The organism is Pedobacter gandavensis (assembly GCF_014172405.1).
Classification (GTDB): domain Bacteria; phylum Bacteroidota; class Bacteroidia; order Sphingobacteriales; family Sphingobacteriaceae; genus Pedobacter; species Pedobacter gandavensis.
In genome coordinates, this window is sequence record NZ_WNXC01000004.1 from 92,191 (window position 1) to 106,862 (window position 14,672).

Below are 14,672 nucleotides of genomic sequence, written 5' to 3' on the forward strand. Positions count from 1 at the left end.
TATTTATGAGTATTTCTACCACCAGTATAAAAAGGCCCGTTCTGGCCATCGTGATGAACCTGATGATCCTCCTTTTTGGAGTGATCGGCTATAATTTTCTGGGTGTTCGGGAGTACCCGAACATCGACCCTACTGTGGTTTCTGTGCGGACTTCCTATCCTGGAGCCAATTCAGACATCATTGAATCACAGATTACAGAACCTCTGGAGAAATCCATCAATGGGATCGATGGGATCAGGAACATTTCCTCTTCGAGTAATCAGGGAAGCAGTAACATTACGATAGAATTTAACCTGAATAAAGACATTGATGATGCGGCAAATGACGTGAGGGATAAAGTTTCCCAGGCGGCAAGAAGTTTACCAAAAGACATTGATGGGAATCCGGTGGTCAGTAAAGCTGATGCCAACTCTGATGCCATCATTACGATGACCATTCAGAGTGACAAAAGGAATGTAATGGAGCTCAGTGATTATGCAGAAAACGTAATTGCCGACCGTCTGCAGACCATTACCGGCGTGAGTAGCGTTCAAATTCAAGGACAACGAAAATATGCCATGCGCATCCGGATCTCTCCGGATAAACTGGCTGCTTACGGCCTGACTACACAAGATATTGTGACGGCCTTGAACAATGAAAATGTGGAACTGCCTTCCGGAAAAATAACCGGAGCCAATACGGAACTGATTGTTAAAACGCTGGGCAAACTGACCAATGAAGACGAATTCAACAATCTGATCCTGAAAAATGACGGTGATCATGTGGTCCGATTAAAAGATATCGGCTATGCCGCCTTAGGTTCTGAAAATGAAGAAACTATCTTAAGAGAATCCGGAAAACCAATGGTTGCCGTAGGATTAATCCCTCAACCGGGGGCCAATTACCTGGAGATTTCCAAAGAATTCGACAAAAGATTTGAGCAGTTAAAGAAAGATATTCCAGCGGATATTAAGCTGAATATCTCTTTAGACAATACAAAATTCATCAAGATGTCGGTCACAGAGGTTGCGGAAACGATTATCCTTTCCCTGATTCTCGTGATTCTCATCATTTACCTGTTCTTTAGGGATTGGGCCATTGCCATCCGTCCTTTACTGGACATTCCGGTATCCTTGATCTTTACCTTTTTTATCATGTATATTTTCGGATTCTCCATCAATGTATTGTCGCTATTGGCGATTGTACTGGCCACCGGATTGGTGGTGGATGACGGGATTGTAGTGACGGAAAACATTTTCAAAAAGGTGGAAGAGGGCTATTCTCCTTTTGAAGCCGCAATTAAAGGTTCCAATGAGATTTTCTTTGCCGTGATTTCGATCTCGGTAACGCTGGCCGCAGTATTCTTGCCGGTTATCTTTTTAGAAGGATTTGTGGGGCGGCTCTTTCGGGAGTTTGGAATTGTGATCGGCGCCGCCGTCCTCATATCCGCATTCGTATCCCTGACTTTAACACCGATGTTGAATGCCTACCTGATGAAAAAAACAGGGCATGAGAAATCTAAATTCTACAACTTGACAGAACCTTATTTTGTGAGGTTAAATGAGAGTTATGCAGAAAATCTGAATAAATTCCTGAATAAAAAATGGATGGCTATCCCGATTATTGTGGTCTGTGTGGCTGTTATTGGGATCTTCTGGCAAATTCTACCAAAAGAAACCGCTCCTTATGATGACCGTAGTGCCATCAATATGAGGATCACTACTCCGGAAGGTTCTTCTTTTGAATACACGGATCGTTTCATGATGAAAATTGCGCAAATGATCCAGGATTCTATTCCGGAAAAAAAGGTAAACATTACGATTACTGCTCCGGGATTTGGGGGCTCAGGATCTACAAATAGTGGATTCATCAGGATGGGTTTAACCGATCCGGGAGATCGTGAAATGACACAGGATCAACTGGCAGCAAAGCTGACTAAAATTACCAGAGGGTATACCGAAGGGAAAGTTGTGGTTACACAGCAACCAACGATTTCCGTGGGCCGTCGTGGAGGTTTGCCGGTCAACTACATTATTCAGGCACAGAACTTCGAAAAACTACGGGAGAAAGTACCATTGTTTATGGATGAGGTGGCAAAAGATCCAACCTTTACGACTTCCGATGTGGACCTTAAATTTAATAAACCGGAGATTGATTTAACGATCGACCGTGACAAGGCGAAAAACCTGGGTGTATCGGTTTCCGATATTGGTTTAGCCTTACAGTTGGGATTAAGTGGACAACGTTTCTCTTATTTCTTTATGAATGGCAAGCAGTACCAGGTGATTGGGCAATTTGAAATGGACGACCGTAAAGATCCTTTAGACCTCAGCTCCGTTTATGTTCGAAATAACAAAGGGGAACTGATCCAGATTGACAACCTGGTGACGGCGAGAGAGAAAAGTAGTCCGCCACAATTGTATAGAAACAACCGTTTCATTTCAGCAACCGTTTCCGCAGGATTGGCACCCGGCAAAAGTATAGGAGATGGAATCGCTGCCATGGACAAGATTGCCGAAAAGATCCTCGACGATTCCTTCTCGACAGATTTAGGAGGTGAGTCCAGAGATTTCAAGGAAAGTTCTTCCAATACCATGTTTGCCTTCGGCCTGGCTTTATTGCTGGTTTACCTGATCCTGGCTGCACAGTTTGAAAGCTTTGTTGATCCGGTCATCATCATCCTTACCGTACCTATGGCCGTTGCCGGTGCATTTTTATCACTCTGGCTATTTGGGCAAAGCTGGAATATCTTTAGTCAGATTGGAACCATCATGCTGATCGGTCTGGTGACGAAGAACGGGATCCTGATTGTGGAGTTTGCCAATCAGCTGAAAGAAACTGGAAAAAGTGTTCATGATGCGATTCGTGAAGCTTCGGTTTCCAGATTAAGACCAATTTTAATGACCAGTCTGGCGATCGCCATTGGGGCATTGCCAATTGCAATGGCCTTAGGTGCAGCAGCAAAAAGTAGGATGGGCATGGGTATTGTCATCGTTGGGGGAACATTATTTGCCCTGATCCTGACCTTATTTGTGATCCCCGCCATTTATTCCTACTGGTCGAAAGAACATAAAGCAAATACAGAATTAGAACTTTCATTGAAAGCCGCTTTGGCAGAGGAAGCCTCAGAAAAACACGCTAAGAAATCATGATCCAGTTTAAACACTATCAGCACCTAAAAATCAGGAACCTATTGTTCCCCATTGCCCTGTTGCTAGTTGGCAGTACGACAGGATTTGCACAGCAAAAACTGAGTCTGGAAGAAGCCATCAGCACTGCTTTAAAGAACAACTACGACATCAAGCTCGTAAACAATGATATCCGCATTGCGAAGAACAATGTGAACCCTGGAAATGCAGGAATGCTGCCACAGCTGACTGCCGATTACAGCAAGGGTGGCAGCAAGCAGAATACCGTCCAAACTGCATCTACCGGTGTAGAGAAAAAATCGAATGGTGTAAGGAGTACCAACCAAAGTTATGGCGCTTCCTTAGGCTGGACCATTTTTGATGGTTTTCAGATGTTTGCCAATTACGATCGACTTAAAGAACTGCAAAAACTGGGAGAAGTGAATGCGAAAGCAACCATCCTAACCACAGTTGGCGATGTGATCAGTGGGTATTATGCCGTTGCCAGACAACAGCAACTGGTGATGGCGACAGATACTGCCCTCGACATTTCTAAAATGCGATTAACCATTGCTCAAAATAAACTGGCTATTGGAAGGGGTTCCAAATTAGATGTTCTCGCCGCATCTGTAGATTACAATACGGATACTTCCACTTATCTGCAACAGAAAAACCTCTTGAGAAATAGCATGGTCAGTTTAAATCAAGTGATGGCCAGAGACCTGAACCTGGTTTTTGAGGTAGAGGAAGCCATTAAAATAGAGAAAAACCTGAATTATACGGAACTGTTAGGCTTAACCGAGCAGTTGAGTCCAACTTTACAATCCGCATTTATCAATAAAAAGATTGCAGAATTGAGCTTAAAGCAGGTGAAAGGCCAAAGATATCCGACCATCGGACTAAATAGTGGTTATGAATTTTCCAATAGCACCAGTCCGACGGGATTTAACCAAAAGTTCCGCGCCAGAGGCTTTACTTATGGCGTAACCGCCAGTCTGAACCTATTCAATGGTTTTTTACAGCGCCAAAATGAGCGCAATGCGAAAATCGAAATCAATTCTACGGAACTCAATCTGGAAAAAACACGTTTAGACCTGAATGCCCAGTTACTAACCGCTTTTCAGAATCACCAAACCAACCTTGAGCTGCTCAAGGTAGAGCAGCATAACCTGGATATTGCCAGACAAAACCTGGACATTACGCTGGCAAAATACCGATTGGGCAGCATTGCGCCATTGGAGCTCAGGGAAGCACAAAGGAATTCGATTATGGCCATTACCAGATACCTGGACGCACAATATCAGACAAAATTGACAGAAATCAGCCTAAAAGAAATCAGCGGAACGTTAAATATTCAATAAGATTGTTATTTTTAGCAAATGATATTAGTAGCAGACAGCGGTTCCTCTAAAACGGATTGGATGGGGTACACCCCAGAAGAAACCATTAGTTTTAGCACTCAAGGAATTAATCCTTATTTCTTGAATGCGCATGACATTTTCAAGCTTTTCTCGAGGAAAAAAGACATTGCCGCCTATGCCGATCAGGTTAAAGAAATTTATTTTTTTGGTGCAGGATGCTCCTCGCCAGACAAAGTAGAGGTCATTTCTAACGGGATATCTTCTTTTTTTACACAGGCTTATGTTTCTGTGGAGCATGATCTAATTGGCTCTGCGTATGCCACCTGCGGAGATAAAGAAGGCCTAACCTGTATTCTGGGTACCGGGTCCAATATCTCTTATTATGATGGAAAGAATGTTCATAGCGGTCGTCACGGACTTGGTTATGCTTTGGGTGATGAAGGTTCAGGAACCTATTTTGGCCGTAAGATGATCACCGGTTACCTTTATGAAACGATGCCTGCAGAACTTCGTGCAGCTTTCGCTAAGGCTTATCCGATTGATAAAGAAACAGTGGTGACTAATTTATATCAAAAGCCCTCACCAAATACCTACCTCGCCTCGATCAGTCGTTTTATGGCAGATCATATGGATCACCCCTACATCATACAAATTTTAAGAGATGGTTTTCAGGAGTTTGTAGACAGTAACATCAAAGATTACAGCAATTATAAGACCTTGGATTGCCACTTTGTAGGTTCTATTGCTTTTTATTACCAGGACATTCTTCGGGAAATCTGCTTAAAAAATCAGGTACGTGTAGGCAAGATCTACCAGAAGCCAATTACTGGTATATTCAACTATATTTTGAGAAAAGAAGGTATTACAGTTTAAGTAATAACCGCAACATATCTTTATGCTGAATGCCATTTTCAAAAATGGCTTCATTATAATTTAACAGAAAAAAGTCTTTATCCACCCGATCTACCCTAAAGCCTGCCCGCTGATAAAAACTCAATTGGTAGCCAAAAGTTCCGGTTCCCACTTCAAGATATTTGCCGTCCAGCTCTTTCACCACCTCAATCACATGGTTCAACAACCTGGTGCCCAAACCCTTATTCTGAACAGCAGTAGCAACGGCTATATTTTTAAGTTCATAAAGATCATGTCCGGTAGCTTGTAGGATATAGCCCCCTACCACTTCCTCTTTTACCTTCGCCACATATACCAAAGCATTGTGTAGGTAACCCAGGATATTGTCTACTTCAGGATCTGCGAGCAGGAACAATTCCATAGGAATCGCTTCCTTTGTTCTTACGATTTTCAAGAGATTCCTATTCTACGGTTCATTTCCAATCTGACCATCAAGGCCATTCTTTCCAGTTTCTTACGCTCTTCTTCTCCAAATACCCTTGGATTTTTATCCACGATACAGACAGAACCTACTCTAAAACCTTCATTTGTGGTAATGGCTGCCGCAGCATAAAAACGCAATCCGGACTCCCCCACAAACAATGGATTAGACATCATGGTTGGATCCTGGATTAAGTCCTCAAAGACCGTCACACTTTCATTTAAGATGGCGAGAGAGCATAAGCTGAGTTCCCGATCCATCTCTTTTCCCGCCTGGCCATGCTGGTCAGCTTTTGTCCAAACGATGTCCCTATCGACAAAATTAATCATCGCAATAGGCGTATTCATCATCGTTGCAGTGATTGCTGCCAACTGATCAAAATACGGCTCTGTCTTCGTATATAGGATTTTGTACTTCTTTAAATTTTCTAATCTTGCCTCTTCATTTGATGAAATCAAGACACCCCCCGTGTTGTTTTCCAATTTTATAAGATCTAATTATTACCTTTTAACAATTACCATACCCAAGGTATGATCTATCTCTATGGTAAAAAGGAAGAAAAGCGTATTAGAAATAAATCAACCCCTACGGCGCTTTGCACGATAATTCATGCGGAGTGCTATTGGACTGCCCATTACTCGTATAATAGGCAATAAAAATTGGGCAACAAATCCCCTGATACAATCTGGGTAATTATTACACAATTTGATGATTTTATAGCCTGTTTATTTTGGCTATTGAATTTATAAATACTTTAATATCCCATATTAAATAGAGGTGCCCACACACCAATCCAGCCTATCAGACTGAATATCAACCAAAAGTAATCAAATTCCTGTGGTTTCTTAATAAAAGATAAATGTAACTTTTTAACGGATCACTTTTTCCGATTTACTAAATTCCCATACATTTTTAGCAGATTTCAGGTATTCTACTTTATAGCTCTCATTTGGGGGTAAAGTGAAGTGAAAAACCAATAAGGTTTCCTCAGGATCTTTGGGTAAAAAGCCGGGAAGTAAGGTATCGGCAACCATTTGTATGTGACTTTCTGGGTAATTCATATACAAATCTAAGGATAGAAATCAGTATCATGTTCATTATCAGTAAAATTTATCTTATTATTGGAGGTGATTTAGTAATTAGTTACAATGAAATCAAAAATTAGCCTCTTAATTTTCCTGTTGTTAAGTCTATATGGACTGGCACAGGAAAACCCGCGTTCTACGCAATACATTTTCAACAACTATTTGTTCAATCCTGCAATTACGGGGATCGACAACTATACTGATCTAAAACTTGGATATAGAAGCCAGTGGAGGGGACTGGAGGGCGCACCAGTTACCCAGTATGTTTCTATTCATGCGCCAATAGGGGACGATTTTGTCAGAAGTTCCGTCAATTCCTTTTCTGGAAATGGAGATAACCCACTTAGTCGTAGTTATGTGAATTCTTATACGGCTGCCGAACCTCACCATGGGATTGGTTTTTATGCGATGACAGATAAGGCGGGACGCGTGAGGCAAACAAATGTCAATGCGACTTATGCCTATCACTTAGGGCTCAGCTATGACCTCAATCTTTCTGTAGGTATTTCGGGTGGCATGGGCTCTACCAGCATTGACGTAAAAAGTGTAAATGTAGACAACAGTTCTGATCCTTTACTGACTGCTGATTACAACAACCGGATCAGACCTGACGTCGGTTTTGGAGTATGGTTATACAGTCCGCGGTTCTTTCTTGGTGGCTCGGCCAAACAACTCTTGGGCTACCGCGTGCCGACAGCTGTAAAAAGCAAAAGCTTATCGGCCTACCAGACTACTGTTTTCTATGGTACTGCAGGATATAAATTCTTTGTAGACGAAGATGTAGCGATGATTCCTTCCGCTTTGCTCAGCTACTGGATCTCTGCTCCCCCTACACTGGATGCCAGCTTAAAAATTGCTTACCAGGATAAGTTTTGGCTCGGCGGAAGTTACCGGAACAACGACTCCTTTTCTGCGCTTGCAGGCTTAAATCTAGGATCCTTTGTGAATGTCAGTTATTCTTATGATGTGACCAGTTCCGCTTTAAGATCGGTAAATAATGGCACCCATGAAATTGTACTGGGCATCTTGCTCAACAACAGGTATCAGGCAAAATGCGCCACCAGACAATTTTAGCGCAATAACGTTAAACTCCCTCCTAAAGGTTTGCAATCTGCTCTAAGGTCTATAACATAATAATAAACTCCGGCAGGAAGGTCCTTCCCTCTAAAACGGCCGTCAAAAGGTTTGTCGTATTGCCCCAAAGACTCATAGACCAATTGCCCACTTCTACTATACAATTTAATGTCAACATTCACCTTTTCCGGCAGTCCGGCAATCAACCAATAATCATTCATCCCATCGCCATTTGGGGTCATCGTATTTTTGATATCAAGGTTATCATTGGTTACTTCCACCTTGACCTTTTTAAACTCACTGGTACAACTTCCAAGCTTGCGTCTCAGAAAATAATCTGCGGTTTTAGAAGCTTTAAAAACAAAACGTCCATTGGTAGATTCCATAATTGGTGTGACATCTGCTTCGTTTTGAAACAACTGATAAGTACCTTCTTCTGGAGTAATCACCGGCAACATAATTTCCGTGGCATAACACACCCTCAGGTCATGCATCACAGGCGTTGGAATGACAAAGGATGGATTGCCGACGGTATAAACCTGACTTATCGCCAATCCGCAGGCGGTCTGATCTTTTACAGTCAGTGTATATTTACCTCCCGGCACCCCGATCAGGTCTTGGGTAGACTGCACCCTTGCACCGGCCTCATTGGTCCAGGTAAAAGTATAAGGTGCAATTCCTCCATTCACACGAACTTCTTTAACAGAACCCCGCAGCAGGCTACAGCCATCATCAGTGACGACGCCACTCGCAGGCTCAATGACCAGTAAAGGTGTATATCCAACTACAAATGGCCCTAACTTAACTTCGCAACCATTCCCATCATAAGTAAATAAAGTATAAGTTCCGGCCTCCAGGTCCTTCAATTCCCTGACCGTTCCTGTCCGGTCCACATTGTTAATGTCCTTCCATTGGTGAGCAACAGGAATTGGCGAACCAGCTGCATAATTCAATACAATTCTTCCATTAATCAGTTCACAGGTAGTTGGGCTTATGCTTGGCGTAAACTGATAATCTGGTAGCGGGGTTGCAGCTACTGTAAAGGTGCTTGATTGTGTACAGGTTGCATTGCTGAGGCTTGCCAGTAAACGGTAAGTTCCAACTTTCAGGTCCAGCATCAGAGGTAGCGTTGTACCTGACACATAACCTAACTTTTTACCAAGGCTGATCCCTGCAGGGTCAAACCATTCGTATTGATCCGCATTGTAAATGACCACATTGCTAATTCTTCCATTATCCAGGTTACAGGTGGTATTTCTTATCTGCCCAGCGGTGATGCTGATGGTATTTCTAATGGTAATATTAAATTCTCTGATTACCGGGGAACAGCTCCCGTTATCCGTTACAGTTAAGCGGTATCTTCCTCCCTCCTGACCTGTTAAATCCAGTGTGGTCGCAATGCCTGCGATGAGCACTGCATTCGTATTTTCATTTAACTTATCCCAGACATAGCTGACTGTCCCGGTCACATCGTCTATGGTTAAACCAGTGATTGCACCATTGGCCTGACCGCAGCTGGCCTGCGTAATTTGCAGTGCATTGGTCATGACAACCGGCATTGGTTTTCTATTGATCGTCACCACGGCAGAAGTTTTTTCACATCCTGCCTCATCTCTTGCGATTACATAATAACTTCCTTGCGGCAGCGTAATCTGTCGACCAAAGCCTTTTGATGCTCCGGTTACCTGATCAAACCATTCGTAAGCGACAGCTCCCTTCCCCCGCTCTGCATGGGCAGTCAAGGTAAAAGTATTTTGGCCACAGGCAGGTGTAGGTGCAATAATCACTGCTTCCCCGAGACGCTGATCTTTAATCTCAAATAAGGGTGCATGTTCAATTATTTTACAACCATCATTGATGATGAGCTCATATTGTCCTTCTTCCAGGTTCAGAATTTCTTGCGCATTGCCTAGTGGCACACGTGTACCATCCGACAACACCTTATTCCATTTAAAGATAATGCCTACCCTCGGTTCCAATACTTTTATGGAGCCATTGCCTAAACAGGTCACATCTTCCACGATCGCCTCATTTGGTAACAGATCCCCGTTTGCAAATGGGGAAGTGGTCATATTTTGCAAACTGGCGGTTGCAGTCACATTTCTATTTTGTGGCACATTGTATTGCCATCGGCCATCGCTTCCCGTTAGTATAGTGGCAAAATATTCCTTGCCTTCGCAATTGGGGCAGTTGTCTGTATAAAACAATTCCACCTCGGAACTGGGTGTTGCTTTCCCGGAGACAAAACCTGGTCGTTTTACCAGGAGTTGAATGTAAGGTTGCGGGATAAAATTGCTCAGCCCGATTCCGGTATTGACATTACAGTAGAAACTATTCCGGGTAATTTTCACCGACTTACTGGATACGGATTCAAAACCAAAATCATTGAAGGCAATGACATTTCCGTCACCAGTATCACCGCCACCAATGGTTCCTTTTGCATCGGTTTCAATCTTTATCCCGATACCATTCTTTAAATTTTCTGTTCCGGTGATGCCGGTACCTATTCTATTCCCCGTCAGGACAAAGTCGGAACTTTTAATCGAAATACCTACCGTTCTATTGCCGGAAACTACATTGTTCCGCATGGTGAGGTTTGCGCTCATGGCATTGATTTTTACTCCTGAAATCTCCAAAGCGGCAGAAGAAAGGAACAATGCCAATCGTTGATAATCGATAGTTCCGCTGTAGTCAGTTCCAATTTTGTTGTTTATAATATTGATTTCATAACGGAGATTATTGTATTGATTTATCCGATCAATGACCAGGTTATATTGGTTTGCGGAGATCACATTTCCTTCATTGGCATTATCTCCACCAATATTTATCGAGGTCTCATCGAGGCTTGCTTTAATCCCGGCGACATTTGATTTTGCAGTGACTCCATCATAATTGACGCCGATTAAATTGGATTGAATGCTGATTGGACTAATAACCGTGGCTGCTGAATTATAATAGGGGGTTTGAATCCAGATTCCGTTTAAGTTCCCACTGATGACATTCCCTTTACCTGGTGCCCCGATTTTGAGGTCACTACTTCGGTAGTTGACCACGATTCCTGAACCCTGATTTTGGTTTACATTCCTTAAATCGGTGATCTTTGCAAAATCTTTAAGGTACAAACCATAGATTTCCACATTAGAAACTGGTGTTAAATACACATTACCCTCTCCGATCCTCAGGCCGGAAAAAGTGGTCCCTGGCACTTCTGGTTCCAGGATTACTTTGGCGCCTGATATCCCCAATGCAGTCCAGGGCTGTGTACTGGCATCGATGGTTACATTAGAAGGGATGACTGGCAAAGCGGTACGTAAACGGATGGTACGGGAACCATCATTTGTTGCTGGCCCGGGAATACTGAACTGTATAATATACGGAAGGGTTCTCAAGCTTGGAATTCCTTCCAAAGCGGCCCTTAATGAACCCGGACCTGCATCCTGAACATTTGTCACTTGAACTGTTTGTCCATAAGAAATCCCAAAGTAAAAGAGCAGAAATACCAGGATGGTATATTTTGAGTAGAGCATAGTTGAAAAATAAGGACCAATTTACATTTTTAGACAATGCATTGGTAAAAGTTTTTTCAACAAAGTACTGATTATGAACTGAAAAGTAAAACCCCGGCTCTTGAAGCCAATCATATTGGATTCAGAAACCGGGGTTTACCTGGGAATTTATGATATTAACCTGGATATTTATTCTCTTTTAGTCACCTTAAATTCTGTTCGTCTATTTAAGGCTCTTCCAACTGGGTTATCTTTTCCATTTGGCAAATGATTTGGAGCTACCGGCATGCTCATTCCATACCCTTTACTGGTCATACGGCTTGCATCAATTCCTTTACCGATCAGGTAATCCACACAAGCTTTCGCCCTTTTATCACTCAGATCGAGGTTATACTCTGGTGTACCTTTGCTATCGGTATGGGCACTCAATTCAATTTCAATCTTTGGATTATCTACCATGATGGTATATAGGAAATCTAATTTTCCTTTGGAATCTTCTGTCAGATCATACTTATCAAATTCATAAAGGACATCCTTTAGCACAATCGCCGTATCCGGTGGAGGAATGCGCAGCAAGCAGATTTCCTCTGTAATCAAGGTGTCTTTTTGCGCGAGCTGATCATAAGAATACGAGAGTGTTTTGATAAAATAGTCTGTTTTTTGAGCGGTAATTTTTAGCTTTCGATTGGTGTTCAGTTTAAAATTATATTTTCCATCTGTACTGGTGGTAAACATGAAGTCTTGTAAAGAATCCGATACGGTAACCAGCACATTTTCCAATGGTTTACCGGTTTTACAATCGAAGATCTGACCCCTTAGATTCAGGAATTCGCGTTTGAGGTAAAAGACCTCCAGGCAACATAAAGACTCCCTGTCGGAGCTGATATATCCTTCCACATCATCTTCATCAATTGGTGTAAAATAAAGATCATCTTTAGAAGAGTTGAGTGGATAGCCGAGATTGCGCGGATCAGACCAGCTGTCAAAATCCCCTTCGCTCTCATAGAAGTCGAAGCCACCAAGGCCTACTTTCCCATTACTGCTGAACAGTAATTTTTTAGTTCTACTGTTGTAATAAGGAGCTTCCTCATCACCGGCAGTATTGATGGTGTTTCCCATATTAACGGCCTGACCAAAAGACCCATCAGCGCGGATGGCGCAATACCATAAATCATATTTACCGAATCCACCTGGACGATCAGAAGAAAAGACCAGGTATTTTCCATTCCTACTGACGAAAGGCTGCATCGCATTGAAACCATTGACATTGATATTTGCGCTGAGTTCTTCTGGTTCCGACCAATCTTTATCACTGGTGCTACGCTTCAGCTGATAAAGCTTTCTCGTATTTTTAGCGTCCCACATGGTCACAAACATCACCCTTCCATTTGGAAGGAATGCTGGTGCTGCGAGTTCTTTACCTTTTACATTGGTTGCCACTTTGCTCAGTGTAATCTTTTCTTTCCTCAGATTTCCTGTAGCTTCATAGATGGCATTGATGTAAGGGCTTTGTTTTCTGGCGACACGTGCATTTTTATCATCAGATAAGACTACACTTTTCCCATTACTTCCTGTTGGTCTGGAGGAGGTAAAATATAGAGTACTGCCGCTCCATAAAGGCGTATAATTGGAACCTGCCTGATTGATGTCATTATTTAATCTGTTTAGTTTAAATAGCCTTGGGTGGCTCACTTCGTACAGGGCAAACGCGCAGGAAGCAATCCCTGTTTTCGCTTTTTCCAGGTATTCTCCTTCCCCTTTATTCTTATTTAGAAAAGTTTTGAAAGCAGTAATTGCCTCCTCATAATTCTGATTGGCTCTTAAAGTAACGCCATACCAGTAATCGGACAGGCTGTACTTAGGGTTATTAAAATTAAGGGCAACGGCATACCATTTTTCGGCATCTCTGTAATTTTTATATTGCCTTAAAGACTCTGCCAACTGGTAGACACTATGTTCATAGTCTTCTTTCTTTGGGTTATCTTTTTTGAGTTTACTTTCAAAACCATAAGGCACTACAAATCCGGCAGAATCTGCTGAAATCTGCAGGGCTTTTTTATAATATTCCGCAGCAGCATAGTATTCTTTATTTTGATAATATATATCTGCAACCCTTTTACTATTGGTGACAAACTGGGCAGAAGCAATACTGCTGAGCAGCATAAATACGAGTATTAATCTATGTTTCATGATACGTAGGGTTATAATCTTGGACAAAAGAAGTTAGGGCCAAAAATCCCTTTTCTTCTGGTAAAGGAGATAGACAATTCCAGACCTCCCTGTCCTTGGGTAGCCTTATTGAGACTTGAGGTATTGAAGTCATAACTTAATCCAACCACCATATTTTTAATATTGATACCAAAGAAGGCAATGGCGGCATCATCAACCCGATAGTTTGATCCAAACATCAGGTCGGTTTCATTGTTCAACGTCACTTTGGCATAAGCACCAAAAGAGGTTTCGCGGGCGGTCCCTTGCTTCATGTATAGGGCATTGGGCGTAATGTCTAACATATCGGTTACCATTACTCTCGCTCCACCATGAACGGCATAGCGAATTGGCATTTTAACATCTGCACCCAAAAACTTGTCGACAGGTCTGGTGAGGTGGGCGGCCATGGCACCGCCAAATATGTTCACTGCCTGATCTGGGTTTCCATCAAAATACATGATCCCTACATTCACATCCGGAACGAAAGAATTGGTTGCGGAATAATTTTCATTGATCCCAAAATTAGGGTCATAACCGGTTATCGGATTAAACTGACTTCCTAAAGTAATTTTGGAGGCATCAAAACTTTTATTGAGGAAGCCCGCCTGAACTCCAAAGTTGACCATGTTCATTCCGGTTTGTCCGAAGTGAATGCGGTAAGCAGCGGAGGCCAGAACGGACAAGTGATTGTATCCAATATCTCCGGCCCGCTGATTTAAGATCATCCCACCAAAGGCAAGATTTTTAACGGGGGCCATATCGAATGACGCGCCCCCGGTTAAAAACGAATTAGAAACGGACCCCCATTGTTGCTTTGCGTTGATAGACACTCTATAATCTCCATCAATAACCCCCGTTAGGGCTGGATTTAGCCATAACGGATGGGCATAATACTGTGAAAAATGCGGATCTATCTGTGCGATAACCCTTTCTGCTCCCAGATTTAAAAACGCGCTTAGTATAATTATTCGAATTAGGTTCTTCATAACAAATGT

The 14,672-nt window shown here is 42.4% G+C and carries 10 protein-coding genes; 4 read left to right on the top strand and 6 right to left on the bottom strand.

Features of this window, described 5'->3' with window-relative positions; all coding sequences use genetic code 11:
- Positions 1–5: 5 nt before the first annotated feature.
- Genes GM920_RS12700 through GM920_RS12710 form a run of 3 tightly spaced genes read left to right on the top strand, consistent with a single transcriptional unit; the run spans position 6 to position 5,341 of the window.
- Positions 6–3,131: an efflux RND transporter permease subunit gene (locus tag GM920_RS12700; RefSeq protein WP_182957784.1), complete on the top strand. Its 3,126-nt coding sequence runs from the start codon at positions 6–8 to the stop codon at positions 3,129–3,131.
- The gene (locus GM920_RS12705) at positions 3,128–4,468 is read left to right on the top strand and encodes a TolC family protein (RefSeq protein WP_182957786.1); all 1,341 of its coding nucleotides are present in this window, start codon (positions 3,128–3,130) and stop codon (positions 4,466–4,468) included. Before GM920_RS12700 ends, GM920_RS12705 begins: the two co-directional genes overlap by 4 nt.
- A gap of 18 nt (positions 4,469–4,486) precedes the next feature.
- Entirely contained in the window at positions 4,487–5,341 is an 855-nt protein-coding gene (locus tag GM920_RS12710) for an N-acetylglucosamine kinase (RefSeq protein ID WP_182957788.1), read from the top strand.
- Here GM920_RS12710 and GM920_RS12715 read toward each other — a convergent pair.
- The 3 genes from GM920_RS12715 to GM920_RS12725 all read right to left on the bottom strand — a co-directional run bounded on the left by GM920_RS12715 (position 5,331) and on the right by GM920_RS12725 (position 6,862).
- Entirely contained in the window at positions 5,331–5,774 is a 444-nt protein-coding gene (locus GM920_RS12715; RefSeq protein WP_235964518.1) for a GNAT family N-acetyltransferase, read from the bottom strand. The two genes, GM920_RS12710 and GM920_RS12715, sit on opposite strands and share 11 nt — an antisense overlap.
- Complete coding sequence (locus GM920_RS12720; protein ID WP_182957790.1) at positions 5,771–6,283, bottom strand: GAF domain-containing protein; 513 nt, start codon at positions 6,281–6,283, stop codon at positions 5,771–5,773. Before GM920_RS12720 ends, GM920_RS12715 begins: the two co-directional genes overlap by 4 nt.
- A 387-nt stretch (positions 6,284–6,670) precedes the next feature.
- On the bottom strand, positions 6,671–6,862 hold the full coding sequence (locus GM920_RS12725) for a hypothetical protein (RefSeq protein WP_182957792.1): 192 nt from the start codon (positions 6,860–6,862) through the stop codon (positions 6,671–6,673).
- 87 nt (positions 6,863–6,949) lie between these two features.
- On the opposite strand from GM920_RS12725, the gene GM920_RS12730 reads away from it, so the two are divergent.
- The gene (locus GM920_RS12730) at positions 6,950–7,960 is read left to right on the top strand and encodes a PorP/SprF family type IX secretion system membrane protein (protein ID WP_182957796.1); all 1,011 of its coding nucleotides are present in this window, start codon (positions 6,950–6,952) and stop codon (positions 7,958–7,960) included.
- Here the strand turns inward: GM920_RS12730 and GM920_RS12735 are convergent.
- From GM920_RS12735 to GM920_RS12745, 3 genes are all read right to left on the bottom strand, one after another.
- Positions 7,957–11,487: a T9SS type B sorting domain-containing protein gene (locus GM920_RS12735; RefSeq protein WP_182957799.1), complete on the bottom strand. Its 3,531-nt coding sequence runs from the start codon at positions 11,485–11,487 to the stop codon at positions 7,957–7,959. The genes GM920_RS12730 and GM920_RS12735 overlap by 4 nt on opposite strands.
- A 168-nt stretch (positions 11,488–11,655) precedes the next feature.
- Positions 11,656–13,656, bottom strand: a complete 2,001-nt coding sequence (locus GM920_RS12740) for an OmpA family protein (protein WP_182957801.1) — start codon at positions 13,654–13,656, stop codon at positions 11,656–11,658.
- A gap of 11 nt (positions 13,657–13,667) precedes the next feature.
- A complete protein-coding gene (locus GM920_RS12745) occupies positions 13,668–14,663 on the bottom strand; it encodes a PorP/SprF family type IX secretion system membrane protein (RefSeq protein WP_182957804.1) in 996 nt (331 codons plus the stop codon).
- Positions 14,664–14,672: the final 9 nt, after the last annotated feature.